This window comes from Niastella sp. sgz303648 (assembly GCF_059587045.1).
Genome location: NZ_JCAPSW010000008.1, coordinates 415,641 through 438,994, shown reverse-complemented (window position 1 = coordinate 438,994; position 23,354 = coordinate 415,641). Strand labels below are relative to the sequence as shown.

General features: G+C 42.4%; 19 protein-coding genes. 10 read left to right on the top strand and 9 right to left on the bottom strand.

The window, feature by feature from the left end; all coding sequences use genetic code 11:
- The first annotated feature begins 56 nt into the window (after window positions 1–56).
- From AC59IL_RS24515 to bamJ, 3 genes are all read left to right on the top strand, one after another.
- Window positions 57–383 (top strand): hypothetical protein, encoded by a 327-nt coding sequence (locus tag AC59IL_RS24515; protein ID WP_496554843.1) that lies wholly within the window; start codon window positions 57–59, stop codon window positions 381–383.
- Between the two features lie 217 nt (window positions 384–600).
- Window positions 601–1,521, top strand: coding sequence for a tetratricopeptide repeat protein (locus AC59IL_RS24510; RefSeq protein ID WP_496554842.1), 921 nt, complete (start codon window positions 601–603; stop codon window positions 1,519–1,521).
- 147 nt (window positions 1,522–1,668) lie between these two features.
- Window positions 1,669–2,403, top strand: a complete 735-nt coding sequence (bamJ, locus tag AC59IL_RS24505; protein WP_496554841.1) for a BamJ family beta-barrel-assembly machinery protein — start codon at window positions 1,669–1,671, stop codon at window positions 2,401–2,403.
- A 130-nt stretch (window positions 2,404–2,533) separates the two neighbouring features.
- Here the strand turns inward: bamJ and AC59IL_RS24500 are convergent, their stop codons facing one another.
- From AC59IL_RS24500 to AC59IL_RS24485, 4 genes are all read right to left on the bottom strand, one after another.
- Complete coding sequence (locus AC59IL_RS24500; protein ID WP_496554840.1) at window positions 2,534–3,547, bottom strand: potassium channel family protein; 1,014 nt, start codon at window positions 3,545–3,547, stop codon at window positions 2,534–2,536.
- 193 nt (window positions 3,548–3,740) lie between these two features.
- Complete coding sequence (locus AC59IL_RS24495) at window positions 3,741–5,534, bottom strand: DUF4139 domain-containing protein (RefSeq protein ID WP_496554839.1); 1,794 nt, start codon at window positions 5,532–5,534, stop codon at window positions 3,741–3,743.
- 349 nt (window positions 5,535–5,883) lie between these two features.
- Window positions 5,884–7,539, bottom strand: coding sequence for an alpha-glucan family phosphorylase (gene glgP / locus AC59IL_RS24490; protein WP_496554838.1), 1,656 nt, complete (start codon window positions 7,537–7,539; stop codon window positions 5,884–5,886).
- A gap of 290 nt (window positions 7,540–7,829) precedes the next feature.
- Window positions 7,830–8,780, bottom strand: a complete 951-nt coding sequence (locus AC59IL_RS24485; RefSeq protein WP_496554837.1) for a hypothetical protein — start codon at window positions 8,778–8,780, stop codon at window positions 7,830–7,832.
- A gap of 357 nt (window positions 8,781–9,137) precedes the next feature.
- Between AC59IL_RS24485 and AC59IL_RS24480 the strand changes: the two genes are divergently transcribed.
- Both AC59IL_RS24480 and AC59IL_RS24475 read left to right on the top strand, forming a co-directional pair.
- Window positions 9,138–9,806 (top strand): metal-dependent transcriptional regulator, encoded by a 669-nt coding sequence (locus AC59IL_RS24480; protein ID WP_496554836.1) that lies wholly within the window; start codon window positions 9,138–9,140, stop codon window positions 9,804–9,806.
- Window positions 9,796–11,676, top strand: a complete 1,881-nt coding sequence (locus tag AC59IL_RS24475) for an Nramp family divalent metal transporter (RefSeq protein ID WP_496554835.1) — start codon at window positions 9,796–9,798, stop codon at window positions 11,674–11,676. Before AC59IL_RS24480 ends, AC59IL_RS24475 begins: the two co-directional genes overlap by 11 nt.
- 226 nt (window positions 11,677–11,902) lie before the next feature.
- Here AC59IL_RS24475 and AC59IL_RS24470 read toward each other — a convergent pair whose 3' ends face one another.
- Together AC59IL_RS24470 and AC59IL_RS24465 are read right to left on the bottom strand one after the other, a co-directional pair.
- Window positions 11,903–12,508, bottom strand: coding sequence for a Crp/Fnr family transcriptional regulator (locus tag AC59IL_RS24470; protein ID WP_496554834.1), 606 nt, complete (start codon window positions 12,506–12,508; stop codon window positions 11,903–11,905).
- A 79-nt stretch (window positions 12,509–12,587) separates the two neighbouring features.
- Window positions 12,588–13,187, bottom strand: coding sequence for a Crp/Fnr family transcriptional regulator (locus AC59IL_RS24465; RefSeq protein ID WP_496554833.1), 600 nt, complete (start codon window positions 13,185–13,187; stop codon window positions 12,588–12,590).
- Between the two features lie 223 nt (window positions 13,188–13,410).
- On the opposite strand from AC59IL_RS24465, the gene AC59IL_RS24460 reads away from it, so the two are divergent.
- Together AC59IL_RS24460 and AC59IL_RS24455 are read left to right on the top strand one after the other, a co-directional pair.
- Window positions 13,411–14,646, top strand: coding sequence for an isocitrate dehydrogenase (NADP(+)) (locus AC59IL_RS24460; protein ID WP_496554832.1), 1,236 nt, complete (start codon window positions 13,411–13,413; stop codon window positions 14,644–14,646).
- Between the two features lie 668 nt (window positions 14,647–15,314).
- Window positions 15,315–15,623: a hypothetical protein gene (locus AC59IL_RS24455; protein ID WP_496554831.1), complete on the top strand. Its 309-nt coding sequence runs from the start codon at window positions 15,315–15,317 to the stop codon at window positions 15,621–15,623.
- A gap of 192 nt (window positions 15,624–15,815) precedes the next feature.
- Here the strand turns inward: AC59IL_RS24455 and AC59IL_RS24450 are convergent, their stop codons facing one another.
- Entirely contained in the window at window positions 15,816–17,723 is a 1,908-nt protein-coding gene (locus AC59IL_RS24450; protein ID WP_496554830.1) for a beta-N-acetylhexosaminidase, read from the bottom strand.
- Window positions 17,724–17,944: 221 nt separating this feature from the next.
- Between AC59IL_RS24450 and AC59IL_RS24445 the strand changes: the two genes are divergently transcribed.
- The 3 genes from AC59IL_RS24445 to AC59IL_RS24435 all read left to right on the top strand — a co-directional run bounded on the left by AC59IL_RS24445 (window position 17,945) and on the right by AC59IL_RS24435 (window position 21,014).
- On the top strand, window positions 17,945–18,772 hold the full coding sequence (locus AC59IL_RS24445) for a universal stress protein (protein ID WP_496554829.1): 828 nt from the start codon (window positions 17,945–17,947) through the stop codon (window positions 18,770–18,772).
- 91 nt (window positions 18,773–18,863) lie between these two features.
- Window positions 18,864–19,772 carry a LysR substrate-binding domain-containing protein gene (locus AC59IL_RS24440; protein WP_496554828.1) on the top strand — a complete coding sequence of 303 codons (909 nt, stop codon included), beginning with the start codon at window positions 18,864–18,866 and terminating at the stop codon, window positions 19,770–19,772.
- A 66-nt stretch (window positions 19,773–19,838) separates the two neighbouring features.
- Window positions 19,839–21,014, top strand: a complete 1,176-nt coding sequence (locus AC59IL_RS24435) for a threonine synthase (RefSeq protein ID WP_496554827.1) — start codon at window positions 19,839–19,841, stop codon at window positions 21,012–21,014.
- Between the two features lie 198 nt (window positions 21,015–21,212).
- On the opposite strand, the gene AC59IL_RS24430 is transcribed toward AC59IL_RS24435, so the two are convergent.
- Complete coding sequence (locus AC59IL_RS24430) at window positions 21,213–22,283, bottom strand: agmatine deiminase family protein (RefSeq protein ID WP_496554826.1); 1,071 nt, start codon at window positions 22,281–22,283, stop codon at window positions 21,213–21,215.
- Between the two features lie 104 nt (window positions 22,284–22,387).
- On the bottom strand, window positions 22,388–23,266 hold the full coding sequence (locus tag AC59IL_RS24425; RefSeq protein WP_496554825.1) for a carbon-nitrogen hydrolase: 879 nt from the start codon (window positions 23,264–23,266) through the stop codon (window positions 22,388–22,390).
- Between the last annotated feature and the right edge of the window lie 88 nt (window positions 23,267–23,354).

Here is a 23,354-nt window from a genome sequence, read left to right as displayed (position 1 = left end):
TTATATAGTTATCGTTATTATCATTAATTTTTCATTCTACAAATAACCGGTTCAGGGTGCGAACACTTACCGCCATATTTTTTCTCACTGCATTTTTTGCCCTTCAATACGGCAAGCTGATCAGTTATTACCATTGCCGGATCATTACACTTACAGCAACCGCACCGTGCGATTGCGTAAAACATTTGCTCGATGTGCATAAAGATGGCACCACTCATAATACAGCTATTGTAAAAGAAAAAACCGAAGAAATATGGCTGTTTTATGAACAGGAGGGATATAACTGTCAGGCTCCGCTCACAAATTCATCTTTTGAAACAGTATACATCAACGTAATACCTGATATGTATACTGCATCTGTATTTCAACCTCCGCGTGCGTAATTGGTTTCCCTTCTTTTAATGAACATGTATGTGCGGGTATTCCCCTGTACGTACCAGCATGCATTTCCCATATTTGCGCGCAAAGCAGTTTATAGTTTGAGGTTTGTAGTTTGTGGTTCTTTATAGTCCTCAAACCCCGTCCGACCGGGTCATCCGGGCGGGCACAAACAAACATATTGTGCCTTTGCGCGAAACTATAATCCCAAAAACAATTATTATGAAACTCATTCATATAACCACTATACTAATCATTAGTCTTTTTACGCTCAACTGCACCCACAAATTGGCTACGCAATCAGTCACACCATTGAATACTGAAGTGAAAGACAATAACGGCAACATCATCTTACTCGGTAAAAGCACCCGTGACCGCCTGGCACAACCGCCTTTTAATACCTGGTTCGATAAAAATTATGCCGATTACAATATCGATAGCAATACCGCCAATCAATTGAAACCTTTAGTAAAACATAAACGGTTCATCATATTTATGGGTACCTGGTGCGGCGATAGCCGGCGCGAAGTGCCCCGCATGTATAAATTGCTCGATTATTTAGGCGTTGCCCCGGCACAGGTGCAACTGATCAATGTTAATAATCATGACAGTGCTTATAAACAAAGCCCCGGTCATGAAGAAAAAGGTTTAAACATTCATCGGGTACCCGATCTGTTAATTTACGATGGCGACCACGAATTGGGACGAGTTGTTGAATCGCCCAATATATCGTTGGAAAAAGATGTTCTTGCTATATTAAACCGGCAGGCTTATCAACCCCGGTACAAAGCGGTTTCGCGGCTGGTATCAATATGGCAACAGTATCCTCTTGCTGAAATACAAAACAATTTGCCGCATATAGCCGATACCCTGAAACCGCTGGTATTGAACAGAGGCGAGCTATTATCTTACGGAAAAGTTTTAATAGCATCCACTGAAACAGACAAAGCCCTGCTGGTAATGGAATTGAATACCCTGTTGTTTGCGGCAGACGCCGAAGTATGGAACGGACTGGCTGCTGCCTGGTTGAAAAAAGGCAATAAAAACAAGGCGGAGGAATGTTACCACAAAGCCATTGCCCTACAACCCGATAATGCAACTGCAACTGGTATGCTGCAGCAGTTAACCAATTCTCCGCGCTAACCGGTGTGGCAATTTTGTAATTAAAACATATCTGTGTAATCCCGCGGCAAAGGCTTTTTCCGGCGGAGGCGGTACAGGGCAAACGTGACAATAATTAAGGCCCAAATTCGTTTCATTCACTTACATTTGATGCTTAAAATTTATGTAATGAAGAAGTACATGCTGTTTGCAATAGGCATTCTTTCTGCCAGCCTTATTTTTGCTCAGGCCAAAAAGAAGCCGGTTGCACCTGTTAAAAAAACAACCGCTACCCATGCCCCTGCTGCCCCTGCTGCTCCTGCTTTGAAAAATTCAGCTGATTCGTTTAGTTATGCCATTGGCTTAAGTATTGCCAGCTTTTACAAAGCCCAGGGCATAAACAATATAAATAATCAGTTAGTGCTGAAAGCGCTTTCTGATGCACAATCAAACAAAGCCCTGTTAAACGAAACACAGGTTAATAACTGTATTGTAAATTATATGCAGGGAGCCCGCAGCGTAAAAGCATCGGGTAATAAAAAAGCCGGCGAGGCATTTCTGGCTGAAAATAAGAAAAAGCCTGGTGTAGTTGCATTACCAAGCGGTTTACAATACCAGGTAATGAAAGAAGGTAATGGTCCCAAACCAGGCCTCGAAGATCAGGTAAAAGTACATTACCACGGTACGTTAATCGATGGCACCGTATTCGACAGTTCTGTTGAAAGAGGTGAGCCCATTACACTTGGTTTAAAAAATGTTATTCCCGGTTGGACAGAAGCGTTACAATTAATGCCAGTTGGCAGCAAATGGCGTTTGTTCATTCCTTCGAACCTCGCTTATGGCGATAACCCCGCCGGCCCGGTTATTAAAGAAGGTTCTACTTTGATATTTGAAGTTGAATTGCTTGAAATAGTTAAGCAGTAATAAGTAATAAGTTCTAAGTTTTAAGTTCTAAGTTGAGAGTTCTTAGATTCTAATAAAAAAGTTGGCAGTTAGCAGTTGGCAATTAAACCAGCCACTAACTGCCAATTATGTTTTAAACATTGCCCATTGCCTATTGCCTATCGATATTCCCCTTCATTTCCGCTATCTGCTCTCTATTGCCTAACACCAGTACTTTCATTCCTGCTGAAATAACTGTTGATTCAGGCGGACTAATAACAAATTTTCCATCGGCCGTTTTTATACCGATGCAGTTTACGCCGGTTTTCTTCCAGGCCATAATATTTTGAAGCGTTTTATCGCGAATTTCCGGCGGCAGCTGTTTGTAGTCGACAGATTCAATATGTATAGATTCCCCTTCTTCACTGGCCAGAAAATCGATAAACTCAACCACATCGGGTTTTGAAATTAAAGTGGCCATATGGGTTCCGCCGATCCGGTCGGGCATTATAACATGGTTAGCGCCGGCCTTTATTAATTTGGGATAAGAGCTGTTTTCCGAAGCACGGCTGATGATCTGAATAGTGGGGTTCAGTGAGCGGGCCGATAATACAATAAAAACATTATGTGCGTCGGTGGGCAGTGCAGTGATCAATGCCCGGGCCCTTTCAATACCGGCTTTCTTTAATATTTCGTCATCGGTACCATCACCTACAAGGTATAACAGCTGCGGCTTTTCGGGAATTAACCGGTCTATCAATTCCTGACTTTGTTCAATCACCACATAAGGCTGGTTATGATACTGTAAAATCTGGGCGGCCTGTTGACCGTTTCGGCCGTAACCGCAAATGATTACATGGCCTGATATTTTTTCGATCGACGACATAATTCGGCGGGTTTTAAAATATTTATTAATCTCTCCGCTTATAATATATTGGGTAATGCGTGTAACGGCAAAAGCAAGGGCCGTCCAGCTGGTTACCAGTAAAAAAACCGTAAAAATGCGACCTGCAGGCGATAAGGGATGAACTTCGGTAAAGCCGGTTGTGGTTACAGAAATGGTAGTCATGTAAACGGCCTCAACAAAAGTGAAATGCTCAATGGCCATATACCCACCAATACCCGATAATATAATGAGGTGAAGTATTAATATGGGCTGCAGCAATTTCCAGGCAGGTTTAGTCACGCCATGATGGTTTTCACAAAGATAGCAGTTTATGGTTTGTAGTTTGTGGTTTGTAGTTTGTGGTTAAACCCTCAAAGTAATCGGCCTAAGTAAAAAATGCATTCTCAGTTTTGATCCGGAAATAAACCTGCTAAATTCACTCATGCTAATTAAATCGCGAAGCAACAACAAACAACAAACCACAAACCAGAAACTAAAGATTTATGGTTTTATCTTTCGGATACTTCACACTATAGCTTACCCGCAATTTTTTAATTTCTCCGGGAGCCAGTTTCAGTTTCCAGGTTAATATGCCGGTTTCGTCGTTCTTTGTTGCACCGTCGTATTGCAAAAGCTCTACTTCAATATCTTTATTGGTCGATAAAGGATACTGGTCCTGCAACTCCATTTGTATACTTTCCTTTTTGTTATTTCTTACCGTAAGTTCATAGGTAAAGGTTTGCTTTTTGTTGCTGCCGAGGAATTTCACGCTGCTGAAATCGGTCATTTTTTCGCGGGTAACCACTACCCTTTTATCTTTACCCAAAGTTAAGTTCAGCGTATCTTTTGTTGATTCGGCATCGATAGAAGTTTTACCTATATATGTTCCTTCAAAAATAATATTGGCTTCGCCGGGCAACAGGTTCAATGCTTCCCAGTCAACCACTTCACCTAACAGGTAGGCATCTTTATCTAATTTCGGAACGCTGAAATATTTATAGGTTGCCGGTATTTTAAAGTCTTTCAGATTTACATTTTGTTCTTTGCCGTTGGTTGGCACGTCATAAGGCAAATCGATATCGAACACTACATTCAGCTCGTTGTCTTTTACCGATACATAATCGCCCATTTCTTTTAAAGTAATTATTATAGCTCCATTCGCCGCACGGCTGCCATACATTGATGTAGCCTGTGCATCCTTTAATACGTCTATGCTTTTAATGGCTTTCGTTTCAATTTTTTTAAACTCCGATTTACTGATTATGTTACCATTCACTACGTAAACAGGTTCGCGGTCCTGCTTATCATCGTTGTCTAACGAAGAAGATCCTCTTATTTTCACACCGGTAACAACAACCTCTTCCATGGCAGGCGCGGGTGTGGCTGCAAGCCCCTGCGCTCTTCCTGAAAATATCCGCGCGAAATCTTCGTATGCCAGGAACCATGTTTTCATTTCAGGAGCATTATTATGCTGCGATGGAACAGATGTGCTCAATGCCAGTTTTACCTGTTGCCAGTCGATACCTGTAGTTTGCACCAGTTTTGCCTTGTATGCCAGCGACACCGGTTTATTTACATTTTCAATACGAAGATCATACGTAGGATTCCAGTAAGCAGCAGGTGTTACATACGAAACAGTAAATTCGTAGGTTCCGGCCATAGGAGCATATAGCTGCAGCAACAACTTTCCGATCGATTTATTATTTTTCTGTTCTTCTTCCCGAATCTGCCGGTTAATTTTTGAGGTAATATCCAAAAACTTAATTTCTTTTTCTTTATAGCGGCTTATTTCATTTTGTAACTCGAGCGTTTTTGATTTGTAATAATCCATCATTTTAGTAAGCTCAATTACACTAACACCGGTTTGATCGCCGCGTATTTCTTTATTGGCCTTTAAAAGTTCAAGCAGTTCCTGATCGGTTTTCAGCACAACCTGCACTTTATTCAATTCATCTTTAACATTCTCCAGGGAGTCTTCGAGTTTTTTTACGACAGGTAATTTTAGTTCAGGCCGCAGAAAGTTGGTAGAAAATTCAACCGACATAATAGTTACATTACCTGTTGACCCTATTTGCAAACTATTAATATCAATACGGTTGCTGATATTATCAATAACTAATTCATTATTGCCCTGATTTAACGAAGCTTTGGCTGCATGCATCAGTTCGGCTCCGGCGCGATACACCATGGCCGATTTGAGTACGGAACTAACAATGTTTTTATCGTCACCGGCGCGTACGGATGTAATTAACCCGGCGAACAGCAAAACAATCAGCGTGCGTTTCATATAATATAGTTTAGTGAGTGATTATACTATGGATGCGCACTAATTGTTTTTTACATAAAGCCCGGGGGAAAAGAAGTAGGATGCAGAAAAACGAAGTCGGAGGTCAGATGTCAGATGTCGGAAGAACCCGAAAAACGAAGTCGGAAGTCGGAGGTCAGAAGTCAGAAGAACCCGAATTTTATAGCACTCTTAGTATTTTATAAAAAAATAAGGAATTACGAACTCAAAGCATAACACTTTAATTTCTCGTAATTCCTTACTCTTGTATTTTCAGACTTCAGACATCTGACTTCAGACTTCAGATTTCTGACTTCAGATTTCCTACTTATTACTTACAACTTATTACCTACTACTTATAGAGTTGTTCGTAATACTCGTTCGCCATGCGGCCCGAATCGAACTGGAAGCGCACATCACGCATTCCGTTCTTGGCTATCTGGCGCCAGGTATCGTAGCGCTCGTAATACATGGGAAGTATGTCGTGTTCAAGCAGATCATAAACTTTGTCGAGGTCGTATTGATCCTGTTCCTGTACAGTCATACGCGCATAATCGGGCATAGGAACAACAAAACCATTATGGCCCTGATCAATAAACTCGGGTATCCATCCATCGGATGTACTAAAATTGATAGCGCCGTTCATGGCTGCGGTCATACCGCTGGTGCCGGATGCTTCGCGGGGAACGCGCGGGTTGTTGAGCCATATATCTGCAGCCTGTTTCAGGCGTTTCGACAACCGCAATTCGTACCCGATCAATACAGCTATATTCTTATAACTTTTGCTCAAATGCACGAGGCTGTTGAATTCATTAATAGCGGGATAATCCATGGGGTATGGTTTACCGGCCCAAATGATCTGTACGGGATATTTGGTATTGCTTATTAATTTTTCAAATCGCTCTTTGTCGCGGGTGAGCAGGTCGGCACGTTTGTAACCGGCAAAACGGCGCGCCCAAACAATAGTAAACACATTCGGGTTAAATAATTTCCCCACCTGGTCGGCCACAATATCAAAGGCCCTGCGTTTGAGGTGTTTTTTGCGATCGTCCCACCAGCTGTCGTTACCCTCTTCTGCAGCGCGGTACAATTGTTTATCGGCCCAGTAACGCCAGTTCTGTGCATTGGTGATGGAAATAATCGGACAAATGCCTTCATACTTACCCCACATCTGGCGCGATACTTCGCCATGCAGTTTCGATACGCCGTTGGCAAGATGCGCAAACCGCAATGCTACCAGTGAGTGGTTGAACTGATCGTCCTGCAAACCGGTCAGCTTTCGAACTTCATCAATGCTCAACCCGCAGAAGTAGCTCATTTTATGACACAGGTGAATATCATGCTTTTCGTTACCGGCCTCTTCGGGTGTGTGGGTGGTGAACACCAGCCGCTTTTTCACCTCTTCGGCCTTGTTGCCGAACTTTTTATACAGATAAAATACTGATGATACACCATGCGCTTCGTTCAGGTGATATAGTTCGGGATTGAACCCTATTTCATCCATCAGCTTCGCCCCTCCTACTCCCAGTAAAATAAACTGGGCCACTTTGGTTGCCACATTGGCATCGTACAAACGATGGGTGATGGTTTGCGATACGTAATCGTTTTCGGGCAAATCGGTGCTCAGTAAAAAAAGCGGGGCTGTTTTAAATGTTTCGGGATTAAGATAATAAGCTTTAACCCATACCAGGTGATCGTGAATAGCGATCTGAAATTTGATACCGGTATCTTCAAGAAAGTGATAATTTTTTTCGAGCCAGGTTACCTGTAAGGTGTGGTCCTGATTGCGTGCCTGATCGTAGTAGCCATATTTCCATAATATGCCAACGCCAATCATATTTTGCTGTAACTCATATGCACTGCGCAAATGCGAGCCTGATAAAAAACCTAACCCCCCACTGTAAATTTTCAACGGCTGGTGAACAGCATATTCCATTGAAAAATAAGCAATACGTTTCGAATACTTTGGTTCTATTGGGTAAGGAACTGTAAAATTGGTAAAACTCATAAACTTCGCTTCATTTTAGACATTAAGTCTGATCAAAAAATTAAATCTCTTAATTGTGGTACAAGACTCAATAACGGGGCCGCAATATAACGCTAAATTTTATATAGTATTATTCATGTTGGCACGGTACAGAGAAACCTGTATTAAGTTAAATTGATAAGTTAATCAGTTAACAAGTTGACAAGTTAACCAGTTAACTTGTCAACCTGTTAACTTGTCAACTAGTTAACTATACATATGGTAACATTAACCCGGCAAATTGTAACTGCTTATTTAACGTCAATTCAACATTATTTTTTTGACTTTACAGCCTTTTTCTTTTTCCAGAAACTTCCTTCAAAGAAACATTTTATATCCCTGAAAGATCCGCAACCGCCTTTTTCTTTCATGGTTACCTTGCTGCCGGTAAATGCCAGTTCAAGCACACAGGGGTTATCGCCTCTTGTATAAACTGCTATGCCGGGCGAAACAAAACGGGCATTGCCTTTTAACTCGCCGGTACACTCGCCATTGTTCTTTTCAAAGTGAACAAAGAAAGTGATCTCTGAAGGGTTTTTGCCATCACGCACCGAAATATAATTTTTGGCATTTTGAACATAGTCGCCCGAAAACTTATTTTTAGCAGCCAGAGTATCAATAGGATTGATGACATCCTGAATAATATCCTCATTAGGCTCTGTTACAATCAGCGTATAGTTGTCTGAATTGCGGTCATAGAAATAGATATTCCGCTTAAACAGCACATCGCCGTTGGCTTTTTTGGTTTCACGATATGTGGTGATCTGAAATTTTGAATCAAGCAATCCATATGCCGAGGTATAGTGATCGAAACCTGTTCTTACCAGCGGCATCGCTTTTAAAAATTTATCGTCTTTACTAAAACAAGCGAGGTAAGCCACTCTTTTGCTGCCCGAAACAGCTTCGGTAAAAATATATTTCTCTTTTCCTTTTTCGGCCGTTCTTGCCAGGGCATACAATTTTGGTGTGGCGCTTTTGCCAAAGTCTTTCCTGAAAATTGTATCGGGAATAAATTTTGTGAAAGTTTTAAGCCCTATTACCATGGAGTCGTTCGGTTTTCTTAACAACATGGTATCAGAAATAATATAAGGGAGTGATTCCTCAGGATAAAATTCAATAAAGTCTGAAACGGTTACCTGCTCATCATCCTGCAACGATGCTTTTTTGTTTTTACATCCAAATACCAGTAAAAGCAAACAAAAGCTGAAAAGATATTTCTTCATATATAAATCCTGTATGCTGTTGATAGTTAAAAATAAGCATTCATCGGCAAATTGCCACAGAAACCCGACAAAGCAGTTTATAGTTTGAAGTTTGTGGTTTGTGGTTCTTTCGGTGAATCATAATGTGCGATTTTGATCCTGTAGCAATTTTAAGGCGCGGGGAGGTAATAATGATTTCCAAAGCGCGGCAGCAACTACAAACCATAAACCTCAAACCACAAACAGATTTCCGGCTTAACGCCTTTGCAAGAGACATAAACTCCGCTTCGCTAAGGCATTTGGAAAACTGCGATTAAATTTTTAGATTTGTCTAAAATTTATTTTAGATAAATCATTAAAAGCGGAAATAATAACTGTATGGGTCCTAAATTTTCGAGCAGCAGAGAAAATTACCTGAAAGCAATTTTTCACCTGCAGGAAACACACGGTACCGTAACCACCAATGATGTTGCCAATGAAATGCAAACCCGTCCCGCCTCGGTTACTGATATGCTTAAAAAGCTGAAGGCGCAAAAACTGTTATTGTACGAAAAATACCAGGGGTTTAAGCTAAGCAACGAAGGACGGAAAGTAGCCCTGCAGATCATTCGCAAACACCGGTTATGGGAGTTTTTTCTGGTAGAAAAACTTCGCTTTGGATGGGACGAAGTGCATGAAATGGCGGAAGAGCTGGAGCATATCAGCAGTAAAAAACTGATCGATCGCCTTGATGAATTTTTAGGATTCCCCAAAACCGATCCACACGGTGATCCGATACCCGACAGCCAGGGGCGCTGGACGCTTGCCCGCCAGGTCGACCTGTTGAATTTACCGGTAAATACGGTGGCTGAAGTAAGCAGCATCGGCGATCAGTCGGTCGAAATTCTTGAATTGTTAAGCCATAAACATATCGCCCTTGGTACCAGGCTCGAAGTGAAGAAAAAGTTCGCTTTCGACAATTCAATCGAACTGAAAATCAAAAATCAGTCAACTGTAACTATTAGTGAACACGTAGCTAAAAATGTTTTTGTGAAATATGATGAATAGAATAAAAGGGGAAGCCTCATTAAGTGATGTACATGAATCCGTTGATATCGGTACAAAAAAGATAGGCTGGAAACAGGCATTTGCATTTTTTGGTCCTGCATATCTTGTTAGCGTAGGTTATATGGATCCCGGCAACTGGGCAACCGACTTGGCCGGCGGAAGCAAGTTTGGATATACATTAATATGGGTATTGCTCATGAGTAACCTCATGGCATTGCTGCTGCAGGGACTGTCGGCCCGCTTAGGCATTGTTCGGCGCCGCGATCTGGCGCAGGCCAATCGCGAAGCTTATCCGCGTACGGTTAACTTTATGTTGTACGTATTGGCCGAAATAGCCATTGCAGCCTGCGACCTGGCCGAAGTGCTGGGTATGGCCATTGGTATTCAGCTGCTCACCGGGTTGCCATTGGTTTGGGGTGTTGCCATTACCGTTTTCGACACCCTGCTATTATTGTTATTAGGACAATTAGGCATTCGCAAAATGGAAGCCTTTATTATTGGTCTTATTGCAGTGATCGGGTTGTCGTTCCTTGTCGAGATCATATTGGCCAAACCACACCCGGCGGCTGTTGCATCGGGTTTTATTCCCTACTTTCCCAACAACGAGGCTTTATATATTGCCATTGGCATTATAGGCGCCACAGTTATGCCGCACAACTTATACCTGCACTCGGCGCTGGTGCAAACGCGCAAAATTCAAAAGAACCACGAAGGCATTAAACAGGCATTGAAATGGAATTTTATCGATAGCACCATTGCCCTGAACCTGGCATTTCTGGTGAATGCAGCCATTTTGATTCTGGCGGCTAAAGTATTTTTCGAAAGCGGATTAAAAAATGTAGCCGAAATAAAAGAGGCCCATCGTTTGATGGCGCCATTGTTAGGCACCAAAGTAGCACCGGTATTATTTGCGGTGGCGCTGATCGCGGCTGGGCAAAGTTCTACAGTAACCGGCACGCTGGCAGGCCAGATCATTATGGAAGGCTATCTTCGGTTACGTATCAATCCATGGATGCGCCGGCTGCTCACCCGTCTGCTGGCCATCATACCTGCCATACTGGTAATTTCCCTGGCAGGTGAACAGAAAGTTGATAGTTTGCTGGTGTTGAGCCAGGTTATACTGAGCATGCAGTTGGGGTTTGCCATCATTCCGCTCATTCATTTTGTGAGCGACAAAAAAACAATGGGCGATTTTGCCATCAAACCCTATGTACAGGTAATTGCGTGGATCGTAACATCGATATTGGTTTATCTGAATATTCGCATGGTGATCAGTGAAGCAAACTCTTTCTTTGCTACATCACATAGTATGTTATGGGAGGTGCTTATAATTGCCGGAGGAATAGTATTTATCGGGCTATTAGGGTATATTATATTTTATCCTTTCTTCAAAAAACCCAAACCGGTATCAATACAAATACATCCGCAAACCGAAGTTTTGCAACAACTCAGCATACCTGTTTATAAAAAAATTGCGGTAGCGCTCGATTTCGGACAGCATGATGATGTACTGCTGGCGCATGCCATTGGCCAGGGGCAAAACAATGCAGAATATGTGTTGATTCATGTGGTTGAAAGCGCCAGCGCCCGGGCATTGGGAAAAGAAAGCGACGATTTTGAAACCCGTAATGATGAAATGCGGTTGCAATTCTATGTTCAACAATTGCAGATTAAAGGATTAACGGCCACCGGACAGCTTGGCTTCAGAAACCCTTCGGCCGAAATAGTTCGCATCGTCAAAGAATCAAAAGCCGATATGCTGGTCATTGGTGCGCATCGCCACAGCGGCGTTAAAGACTGGATCTACGGCGAAACCATTAATTCGGTTAGACATGATATTACGATACCTATACTTGTAGTGAATTTATAATTAATTTCAAGTTTATAGCTTGTGGTAAGTTAATACACCTATGATAAGTTTGTGGTTTGATGTTTATGCCCGCCCGGATGACCCGGTCGGACGGGGTTTGTGGTTCTTTCGGAGAATCCTGCCCTGTAGTATTGAACCTGTTAAACTGTTCAGGTGTTTGATTTACTTAGAATGTTCAAATCGCGAAGCAACAACAAACTTCAAACTACAAACCACAAACAACAACCTATTTCTTTTGTAAAAGATGTTTCAACCTGCTGAAAGTTTCAGGTTTGATATTCAGGTACGAAGCCAGAATTTTTTGCGGAACGCGTTGCAGCATGTGCGGGTGATTATTGATGTATTCCAGAAAGCGTTGCCTGGTAGGAATTTTCAGCTGTTCAAAATAGCGGGCATCTTTTTTAATGAACATCTGCATTACAATGGCCCGGCCCAGCGCTTCGGCTGCCGGCACCGTATTCAATGCCTCATTCATGCGGTCGTATTGCATCGAAACCAGAATAACCGGCTCCAACGTTTCGAGTATTACTTCAGAAGGCTCCCGGCGATGATAGGATACTTCTGACTGTATAAAATGACCTTCGGTAGCCAGTTGCAGCGTTATTTCGCCTTTGGGCGAGGGTACATATTTGCGAACGAGCCCTTTGATCACGACGTTCAGGTAATTATCGATCTCTCCCTGGTTTACAAGGATCTTTTTTTTATCGAACCGGCGAATCTCCATGTAAGGTAAAAGCGGTTGAAGTCCTTCGCGGCTTATATAGGTAAACCGCTGCAGGTACACCAATAGCTGTTCATAGCATTCCCTGGCAGCAAGATTTTTATCCCCCATAAAAATATTATACGGTGTGAAGCGCAACAGCTAATCTACAGATAAAAATGAAAGCAAACCACAGCTCCATAAAAAACTATCATTTAAGATAAGGCGCATCTGATTTTTTGCTTCGTAACAAATGCTTTAGCCGGCTAAACGTTTCGGGCTTAATATTCAGATAAGAGGCGAGGTACTTTTGCGGAACACGTTGAAACAATTCAGGGTTATCGGTCATAAAACGTAAAAAACGTTCTTTTGTATTATACCGGATGCGCTCCAGTTCCCACACTTCTTTCTGTAAAAACAATTCGGTAATGATCAGCCTGCTTAGTCTTTCCAGTTTAGGGTAACGGTTATATAGTTGCTCTGCTTTGTCTTTGTGTAAAGAATAAAAAGTGGTCGGTTCAATGGTTTCTATAACATAACCCGAAGGCTGGCCTGAAAAATACGATACCGAAGAAGATATCAGCTCACCTTCTTTGGCTATTTGTGTTATTATCTCTTCCTTGCCTTTATAAAAAAACTTACGCGCCAGTCCTTTAATTACGAAATATAAATACTTCTCATTTTCATTTACATCGGTAAGCCGTACTTTTTTATCAACGGACCTTACTTCTATAGCATTTATCAGGGACTCCAGTTCTTCGGCAGGAAGATCAATAAACTGGTCTATATACTTTTGTAATATAGCAACCATACTGCAATTTATAATTTATCAACTATTATTAACTGTTGTTTCTCAATCACTCCAATTTTTTAAGTACAATCATGTATCGCTTTTCCGCCTAAGTACTCAGAACCTGGCCTTTGGTAAACCGTAAACGGCATTTTAACCTGTTATCAGCTTAAAATGCCTTTTGTGCATTTGGTCATTCTGCTGTAGGTTTGCACCCTTATTTGAAGGCTAAAACCACGCATTTATGGCACAAAAAATCAATGTACAGAATCCTGTTGTAGAACTGGATGGCGATGAAATGACACGCATTATCTGGAAATTTATCAAGGATAAACTCATCCTTCCCTACCTGAACCTCGACATTAAGTATTTTGACCTGGGTATCGAATACCGCGACAAAACCAACGACCAGGTTACCATCGACGCCGCCAATGCCATTAAAGAGCATGGCGTGGGAATCAAATGTGCTACTATTACTCCCGATGAGGCCCGGGTAAAAGAATTTAGCCTCAAACAAATGTGGAAGAGCCCCAATGGCACCATTCGTAATATATTGGATGGTACAGTATTCCGCGAACCAATCGTAATTAATAATATCCCCCGCCTGGTTACCAACTGGACAGCCCCGATCATCGTTGGCCGTCATGCATTTGGCGATCAGTACCGGGCTACCGATACAGTGATCAAAGGAAAAGGTAAACTCACCATGACCTTCACTCCCGAAGGTGGCGGAGAACCGCAAACTTTTGAAGTATTCAATTTTAAAGGTGATGGCGTTGCCCTTACCATGTACAATACCGATGAAAGCATCCGCGGATTTGCCCGCAGCTGCTTCAACATGGCGTTGAATAAAAAGTGGCCTTTGTATTTAAGTACAAAAAATACCATTCTTAAAAAATACGACGGCCGGTTTAAAGATATTTTTGCCGAAATCTTTGAAAATGAATTCAAACAAGCCTTTCAACAGGCAGGTATCGTGTACGAACATCGCCTGATCGATGACATGGTTGCCAGTGCCCTGAAATGGAACGGCAATTTTGTTTGGGCCTGTAAGAACTACGATGGCGACGTTCAGAGCGATACTGTAGCCCAGGGTTTTGGCTCTTTAGGTTTAATGACTTCGGTTTTGATAACCCCCGATGGCAAAACCATGGAAGCTGAAGCAGCACACGGTACAGTAACACGCCACTATCGCGACCACCAGGCCGGTAAACCTACCAGCACCAACCCCATTGCTTCTATTTTTGCATGGACCAGAGGTTTGGCTTTTCGCGGTAAGCTCGATGGCAACCAGCCCCTGATCGATTTCTGCAATGCAATAGAGGCCGTTTGTATAGAAACAGTTGAAAGTGGTAAAATGACTAAAGATTTGGCCGTATGTATCCATGGAAATAAAGTAGAACATGGTAAACACTACCTGTATACCGAAGAGTTCCTGGATGTCATCGATGCCAACCTGAAAAAGAAAATGGGACTCTAAAGTTCTAAGTTTTAAGATCTTAGTTCTAAGTTCTTTTGCAGTGCTGAAGCGATAAATAAAAATTGAAATTCTGATACAAAAGCGTTCCGGTTTACCGGGACGCTTTTTTTATGATACTGAGCGAAGTTGAAGTATGTTCCTGAGCGGAGTCGAAGGATCGAAAGATCGAAGCATAAAACGCTTCGACTGCGCTCAGCATTTTTACAGGATCCTTCGACTGCGCTCAGGATTCCCTCCGCAGAAAGGCCCTTGCCGAAGCAAAGGCCTTGTGATGATAAATACCCCTTAACTTACCTTCCAATCATTAACATTATTTGTGCCTGACAGACTTATTGCAGAAAATTTCGTGTTAAGAAAATTGTAAAGGCCGGGTGCATCTTAGCAACAGCAGCCCTCATTCAACAGGGTGAGACTTTTATTCCACAATACAACAAAAGGATTTTTTATTTCGCAGACAGATAAATAACAGAAGGGTAATAAAAACAACTTTCCATGTACATATCATCAGGATAGAAAGAGTATATATAAAAAAATCACATTCTCACTTCTTTAAATATAACTTTAAAATAAATTTAAAGGCATGCAGCAAAAACAACACTTGTAATTTGCGATTTTGATTTTCGCACGTATTTTGCCTGTAGATATATGATCACCTTTACCTACCCCCTATGAATAAAACATCCGTACTGCTTATAGCAGGGTGCAGTAAAAAAGACGATAACGGCAAGGGTGATTCGCAGAACACCTTAACTACCAAAATCGAGGTCACGGTAAAAGATGGCAATAGCCGGAGTGCTCAAAACACTTCAATGACTGTGGTAAGCGATGCCATACCCCCCACCCCATCTGTAGGTTTATTGAAATATGCAGACCTGAACTTTGATGGAATAATCAATTCATCGGATAAAGCAACAGGCGATTATGTACTTCCGGTTCAGACCCAAACGATAATCAAAACATCGTTCAGTTACCAATAATAATCTTTAGTAAATATTTCCACTTGCCAGGGAACGCCCATGTACCGTGAAGGATTAAATTAGTACAGGCGTTCCTTTTTTTTTTTGTTTCGGAGGTCGGATGTCAGAAGACTCAAATTGTTGAAAAGTCTCAGCATCTCAAACTTTCAACCTCTTCTGACTTCTGACCTCTGACTTCAGATTTCGTTCTTCTTATTTTTTCTTCTCCGTTCTTTTCCGCAACTCCGCTACCGGCATTACGATTTGTCGCCCGATGGGCTCCCTGCCTTTATAGGTAATTACTTTTAGGTTCACCGCATCTTTCGGCACAATCAACGGCTGCGTATACCGGGGATAAAATCTGTCGGGAAATGAATTATCAAAGCTGTAATAAATATCAAGTCCTTCTATTTCGGTGCTCATTTCAACTTTCAGTTGTTCGCCATCTTTTGTTGCTGTAAAAATGGGATCGTACATGCTGGGTGCATATTTAATTTCGGCTACATCAAAACGCTGAAAATGATTTTCGACCCTGCGCACAAAATCATTCCAGTTCTTTTTTGCTGCAGGCGACCATACACTCTCTGCTACCGCAAATGCGCGGGGCCAGGTCATATACTGCGCATGTCGCATATTGTAAACCTGCTCCGTCCATAAATTGGCCTGTCCGCCTTTTATATATTTAGGATCGGCGCCTTCGGGAACGGGCTCAAACTGATACGATGTTTTTAAACGAACAATTTTATAAACGGGTGGTTCAATTACACCATCGCCCTGCATCAGATCGATATAGGTATTCGAATTGGGACTCATTACCACATCGTGCTTCATGGCGGCTGCTTCGGCCCCTCCTTTCGATCCGCGCCAGCTCATTACAGCTGCATTTGGCGCCAGTCCGCCTTCAAGAATTTCGTCCCACCCTATCAGTTTTTTTCCTTTCGATTCAATGATCTTCTCAACCCTTTTCACAAAATAACTTTGTACTTCATGCAGGTCTTTTAATCCTTCACGTTGCATCAATTGTTTTATGGCATCGCTTTTTTCCCAGAAATTTTTAGCACACTCATCGCCGCCCATGTGTATGTATTCAAACGGAAAAAGCTGTGCTACTTCGGTAAACACTTTATCGAGAAAATCGTACACTTTATCATTGGCCGGGCAAAGCGTATTATCTACCAGCGCATAAAAACCGGTATCGCTCCATTGCATAAATTTTTCACCTGAATTAACGCGGTAAGTACCCGGTGTACATGAAAGATCGGGATACGAAGCCACAGCTGCCATACTATGGCCGGGCACATCAATTTCGGGCAAGATATTTACAAACCTGTCGGCCGCATATTGAATCAGTTCTTTAATATCGGTTTGGGTATAAAATCCGCCATAAGTGCGGGGTTCGTCATCAGCGGGCGGCGAAAAAGTGCCGAAAGAACCCGTTTTATCAACCCGCCAGGCGCCCACTTCGGTTAATTTGGGCAGGGCTTTAATTTCTACCCGCCATCCCTGATCGTCGGTTAAATGTAAATGCAACAGATTGTATTTATATTTAACCATTTCATCAATATATTGCTTTACCTGCTCTTTGGTAAAAAAGTGGCGAACCACGTCGAACATCAGCCCCCGCCAGGCAAATCGTGGATAATCGCTGATATGCACGCCGGGAATGGTCCATGCCGTTTTTTTAACCACCGACCCGCTTTCTATTTCTTTCGGCAACAGTTGCAACAGGGTTTGGGTGGCATAAAACAACCCGGCCGGTTCATTCGCCAGCACTTTGACACCCGTAGCCGAAACATCTATAGTATATCCTTCTTTACCCAATGCGGCATCGGCCTTATGGTTCAGCGAAAAACTAATTATATTACTTTTTGCCGGTGTTGCCGGTTGTGCGGCCAGCGCAAATCCCGTAGCCTGATGAACCTGTGCGGTAAAAAAGCCAACCACCCGTTGTACATCGGCATTTTTATCGGCCGCAATACGGGTTTGATTATTCAATAAAAACCGGGTGCTCTTTTTTTCGAGCGAAACCGGTTCGGGTATAATGGCAATATCGGAAGCAGTTTGAGCGGCACATATTACAGTAATCCATACAGTGACAAATAACAGGCTGATTGATTTCATGTTGGTATATTATATGGTCGGGAATCGGCAATCGTGAATCGGCAATTGAAGTTTCTGATTCGTATCATGTTGTCATTTGCCGATTGCCGACTGCCGATTCACGTTTAACGCTTTTAAAATTAGGGAATTTATTTACACCGGTTCCCTGAAAAAAATACAATTGATTGATACTCTTATTGAATTATATCCTTATTTTGTAGCCCCATAAAACCAGCCACAAAATGAAAAAATTGCTCGTTCCAACCGACTTTTCCGATACATCGAAGAATGCAGCCCGTTTTGCTGTGCAAATGGCTGCCGACATTGATAATGTAAAAATTATTTTAATACATGTGTCAGACAAGATAACAGGTGGTTCCGATGGTTCTCCGCTCACCGAAGACGATGACGACCGCCGTATTATTCTTACACAGGCACTTGGCCAGCTGAAAGAAGAATTATTGCCTGCGGGCAATGTGCCTATTGAGTTTGCTATTGAAAAAGGTTCTTCGCTGGTTGAAACCCTTACCCGTTATATACGCCACCAGGCTATAGATATGGTGATCATGGGTATTACCGGCGCCACACGCCTTGAGCAGATTTTTATGGGAAGCAACACGCTCGACATGGCCAATGAAAGTATTTGCCCGGTGCTGATCATTCCGCCCGACGCAAAATACCGCAAAATAAAAAATGTAGTGCTGGCCAGCGATTTTAAAGATGTAGACACCTCCATCCCCGAAGCGCCGCTTAAAGCTACGCTCGACCTGTTTAAACCAGCCCTACATATTGTGAACGTCGACAGCGAACATTATGTTGAACTGTCCGACGCATACAAGGCCGAAAGAGCTAAACTGGAAGCGATGTTGCAGCAATATGCACCCGAATTTTATTTTATCCGGCAATACGACTTTTTAGATGCCATCAGCCAGTTTGTGGCCGATAAAAACATCGACCTGATCGTTATGGTTCCCAGAAGCAATTCTTTTTTGAGTAGCTTGTTCAAAACCAGTCATACCAAAAAGCTGGCCTACCATAGCCACGTTCCCATTGTAGCAATTCACGAATAAAGAAATAACGAACTTCGAATAATAAATAATGAATGTTGAAGTGCAATACTTCAACATTTGTTATTTATAATTCATTATTCGAAATTTGATTATGCTTAGCTATAGTCACGCAGTATTTTTTGAAGTGGCCACGCATCTTAGTTTTTCCAAGGCAGCTGAAGTGTTATACATCAGTCAGCCGGCTATTACAAAACACATTCAATCGCTCGAAAAGCATTATAAAATAAGTTTGTTCGAGCGTAAAGGTAATTCCGTAGCACTTACAGCCGAAGGAAAAATCTTGTTGCATTATGTGGTAAATGGCCGTGAGCTGCAGCGGCAGCTGGAGTTTGATATCACCAAACAAAAAAACCTGCAACAGGCTAAAGGATCGCTAACATTAGGCACCAGCACCACCATTTCATTATATGTTATTCCACCCGTATTTTCTGCCTTTCATCTTAAGTATCCCAATATAGAACTCACCCTTGTTAACCGGAATTCAGAAAATATTTTAAAGGCATTGCTCAATCACGAAATTGATCTGGCCATTACCGAAGGCCGCAACACCATTACATCGGTTAAATACCAGTTTTTTTTAACCGATGAAGTGATACCGGTATGCAGTGCCAAAAGCGACCTCGTTAAAAAAAAGACCATTTCGCCCGAAGATCTGAAATCCATTCCCGTAGCCCTGCGCGAAAGAGGCTCCGGCACCCTGCAGGCAGTTACCGAAGCGCTGCAGAAATTAAAAATAAGCATTGCCGATATACAGCATAAAATTGTACTGGGAGGTACCGAGGCTCTGAAAAACTTTTTGTTAGATGATGTTTGCCTCGGTTTTTTGCCGCTACGTTCGGTTGCCCGTCAGCTTAAAAACGGCGAACTGGTTCGTTTAACCATCCCTGGTTTACAAATAAACCGTGAATTTTATTTTATGCAACGGCGCGGATCCGAAACAGATCGTATTAATCAACTATTCATTAAGCTGGCTACCAGTTACTATAACAAAAAGTTATAGCGTATAAGCAAACGATATCGATTTCGTTGCAGCAGGTTGTTACTTTTACCTTGTCATACCTGTACAATGAGAACGATAGAACAAATTACTTCTTTAACACAGCTTAGCTGTTCGCAATGCGGCCGGTCATATAGTGCGTACGAAGTTCACACCTTTTCGCCCTGTTGCCGGCAACCTCTTGTTGCCGGATACAACCTGCACGATGTACCGCATAAAACTGAATTGTATAACCGCATTGCAACTATGTGGCGATACAGAGAAGTTTTGCCGGTATTTGAAGAAGAAAATATAATTAGTCTTGGTGAAGGCATGACTCCTATACTTAACCTTCAACGGTTACGGGCAAAATACGAATTGCCCAACCTGTTCATGAAAGATGAATCAAAAAATCCTACCGGTTCATTTAAAGCAAGAGGCATAAGCGCTGCAATTTCAAAAGCAAAGGAATTTGGGGTGCATACCTGCATTGTTCCAACAGCCGGAAATGCCGGAGGCGCCATGGCCGCTTATTGCGCAGCAGCAGGCATAAAAGCCATCGTTGCCATGCCACGGCATACACCAAAAGTTTTTAAGGATGAATGTGAATTGTACGGCGCTGAACTGATACTGGTAGACGGACTGATCAGTGATTGTGCAAAGAAAGTGGCGCAGCTGAAACAATCGATCGATTGTTTTGATATATCTACCATGAAAGAGCCATACCGCCTTGAAGGAAAGAAAACCATGGGGTACGAAATTGCAGAACAATTTAACTGGGCCCTGCCCGATGTAATACTTTACCCCACCGGCGGCGGTACCGGGTTAATTGGCATGTGGAAGGCATTTAAAGAAATGCAGCAAATGGGCTGGATCAATGGAAAATTGCCGCGTATGATTGCAGTGCAGGCCGAAAACTGCCAACCGGTTGTGCAAACATGGAAGGGCCTGCAGCCGAATGCAAAAAACTATACCGGCAAACCGTCGCTGGCCAACGGTCTGGCGGTTCCTAACCCGTTTGCCGAGGATATGATATTACAGGTGCTACGCGAGTCGAACGGATGTCCGCTAGCTGTTAGTGATGCGGCCATGATTGCATCGGTAAAAGAAATAGCCCGTGAAGAAGGATTGCTGATAGCGCCTGAAGGCGGAGCGTTATTAACCGCCTTGTTACAACTGGTGCAGGCCGCAACTATTCAACGTACAGAAAAGATCCTGTTGCTCAACACAGGTTCAGGATATAAATACCTCGAAAATATTATATGATTTTTATGGAGATTTAGGGTTGTTAAAGGGCAGTCCCCCGATGGATCGGGGGACTTTTTTAATATCGAATATCGAACCGAAGAATGTTCAATATCGAACGGTTTATAACTTCAAAATTCAATATTCTTCAGTTCATTATTCGATATTGTTTGGTGTATTTACTTTTACATTCAAAATTCTTCAGTTCAATATTCATTATTATACAAGAGGCTCCTGCTGGCTTAAACAATGAAAACTTCCCAGGCCCCAGATAATTTCGGTTGAATCGATGCCGGTCACTTTTCGATCGGGGAAACATTGCTGAATGATCTGTAACGCTTTATCGTCTTTATTACACCGGTAGGTTGGAACAAAAACTGCGTTATTGGCAATATAAAAATTGGCGTACGAAGCGGGTAATCGTTGTTCTTCATGTACTACGGCATCGGGCATAGGCAATTCAATGATGTTCAATTGCTGCCCGTTCAGCAATCGCATTTGCTGTAACTGACGCAGGTTGTGCTGCAGCAGGCCGTAGTTTTCGTCGTTCTTATTTTCTTCAATTACAGTTAATACAGTATTCTCATTTACAAAACGAACGGTATCGTCAATATGTCCATCAGTGTCGTCGCCAATAATACCTTCATCAACCCATAATATCTGCTCTACCCCATAATAATGATACAGGTATTCTTCAATCTGCTGCTGGTTCAGGTGCGGATTACGGTTAGGATTTAACAAACAGGCTGTTGAAGTAAGCAAAGCGCCTTTTCCATTAAACTCAACCGAACCGCCTTCCATTACAATACCGGGATGGTATACAGGTATGTTGTAGTGTTTGCCTATTAAAGTCGGAATTACATCATCCAGATCATAGGGAGGATATTTATTGCCCCAGGCATTATAACCCCAATCAACAATTACTTTTTTGTTGGCGGCATTAGGATTGATCAAAAAAGCCGGACCATGGTCGCGGCACCAGGCATCGTTGGTAGGATGTATAAAAAACTGAATACTGCTCAGGTCGGCGCCGGCCTTCATCAAACAGGTTTCAGCAAAAACCTTCATGACCGCATCACACACATTGATGCACACTTTTTCGCTCAGAGCAAGCTGTTTTACAAACTCGCTGTAATACGGGTAAATAGTTTCAATTTTACCCGGCCACGAAGCTTCTTTATGCGGCCAGCTTAACCAGGTAGCCGAATGCGGCGCAAATTCAGCAGGGAAATAATAACCTAATTCTTTTGGTGTTGGAGAGTCAGGAAGTTGAAGAGAAACAGATTTCATTTAATTAATTTGAAAATTTGAAAACGAGCCAATTTGAAAATTCGAAGACAGATTGGCAATCGGGTATTCCATTTTCAAATTTTCAAATCCTCAAATTTTCAAATTTATATTTCTTCGTCAATAAATCGTTTGGTGATCGGCTGATATGAATCTATTCTGCGGTCGCGCAAAAAAGGCCAGTGTGTGCGGTACTGGTCGCTCAGCGCAATATCCAGCTCCATAACATGCACTTCTTCCTGTTCGTGCGTAGCCTGGTATAAAATAGTGCCGAACGGATTGCTCACAAATGAACCACCCCAGAATTTCATAGCGCCGTTTTGCTCCAACCCTACCCTGTTCACACTTACCACATGCACGCCGTTGGCAACTGCATGACTGCGTTGTATGGTTTGCCATGCATTGTATTGTTCTGTATTGGTAATAGAATCCTGCGAAGTGGCCCAGCCAATAGCCGTGGGATAAAATAATATTTCAGCGCCCATTAACGCGGTGATGCGCGCTGCTTCAGGATACCACTGGTCCCAGCAAATGAGCACACCGATGGTAGCGAATTTTGTTTTGAAAACTTTATATCCCAGATCGCCCGGGGTGAAGTAAAACTTTTCGTAATAGGCCGGGTCATCGGGTATATGCATTTTACGGTATTTACCGAGGTAAGTACCATCTGCATCGAGCACGGCTGTTGTATTGTGATAAATGCCTTGTGTTCTTTTTTCAAATAAAGATGCAATAATTACCACGCCGGTTTCGGCCGCTACTTTACTTAATGCTTCAGTAGAAGTACCGGGTATTGCTTCTGCCAGTTTGAAATTTTCATAATCTTCCACATCGCAGAAATACAGCGAGGTGAACAATTCCTGTAAACAAACGATCTGAGCACCTTTGGCTGCGGCCTCACGTACTTTGGTAATCGCTTTTTGCAGGTTTTCCTCCTTATTATTTGTGCAACTCATCTGCACCAGCCCTACTTTAACTTTTGTCATGCTTTTGTAATTCGTATAAATGCAAAAAATTCAATTCTATTACCAGTTACCGGTTGCCAGTTACCGGTAACCGGGACCTGGTAACCGG

Coding starts and splice junctions, on each gene's coding strand:
- AC59IL_RS24510 (WP_496554842.1), top strand. CDS start 601: ATGAAACTCATTCATATAACCACTATACTAATCATTAGTCTTTTTACG.
- bamJ (WP_496554841.1), top strand. CDS start 1,669: ATGAAGAAGTACATGCTGTTTGCAATAGGCATTCTTTCTGCCAGCCTT.
- AC59IL_RS24495 (WP_496554839.1), bottom strand. CDS start 5,534: ATGAAACGCACGCTGATTGTTTTGCTGTTCGCCGGGTTAATTACATCC.
- glgP (WP_496554838.1), bottom strand. CDS start 7,539: ATGAGTTTTACCAATTTTACAGTTCCTTACCCAATAGAACCAAAGTAT.
- AC59IL_RS24485 (WP_496554837.1), bottom strand. CDS start 8,780: ATGAAGAAATATCTTTTCAGCTTTTGTTTGCTTTTACTGGTATTTGGA.
- AC59IL_RS24480 (WP_496554836.1), top strand. CDS start 9,138: ATGGGTCCTAAATTTTCGAGCAGCAGAGAAAATTACCTGAAAGCAATT.
- AC59IL_RS24475 (WP_496554835.1), top strand. CDS start 9,796: ATGATGAATAGAATAAAAGGGGAAGCCTCATTAAGTGATGTACATGAA.
- AC59IL_RS24470 (WP_496554834.1), bottom strand. CDS start 12,508: ATGGGGGATAAAAATCTTGCTGCCAGGGAATGCTATGAACAGCTATTG.
- AC59IL_RS24465 (WP_496554833.1), bottom strand. CDS start 13,187: ATGGTTGCTATATTACAAAAGTATATAGACCAGTTTATTGATCTTCCT.
- AC59IL_RS24460 (WP_496554832.1), top strand. CDS start 13,411: ATGGCACAAAAAATCAATGTACAGAATCCTGTTGTAGAACTGGATGGC.
- AC59IL_RS24455 (WP_496554831.1), top strand. CDS start 15,315: ATGAATAAAACATCCGTACTGCTTATAGCAGGGTGCAGTAAAAAAGAC.
- AC59IL_RS24450 (WP_496554830.1), bottom strand. CDS start 17,723: ATGAAATCAATCAGCCTGTTATTTGTCACTGTATGGATTACTGTAATA.
- AC59IL_RS24445 (WP_496554829.1), top strand. CDS start 17,945: ATGAAAAAATTGCTCGTTCCAACCGACTTTTCCGATACATCGAAGAAT.
- AC59IL_RS24440 (WP_496554828.1), top strand. CDS start 18,864: ATGCTTAGCTATAGTCACGCAGTATTTTTTGAAGTGGCCACGCATCTT.
- AC59IL_RS24435 (WP_496554827.1), top strand. CDS start 19,839: ATGAGAACGATAGAACAAATTACTTCTTTAACACAGCTTAGCTGTTCG.
- AC59IL_RS24430 (WP_496554826.1), bottom strand. CDS start 22,283: ATGAAATCTGTTTCTCTTCAACTTCCTGACTCTCCAACACCAAAAGAA.
- AC59IL_RS24425 (WP_496554825.1), bottom strand. CDS start 23,266: ATGACAAAAGTTAAAGTAGGGCTGGTGCAGATGAGTTGCACAAATAAT.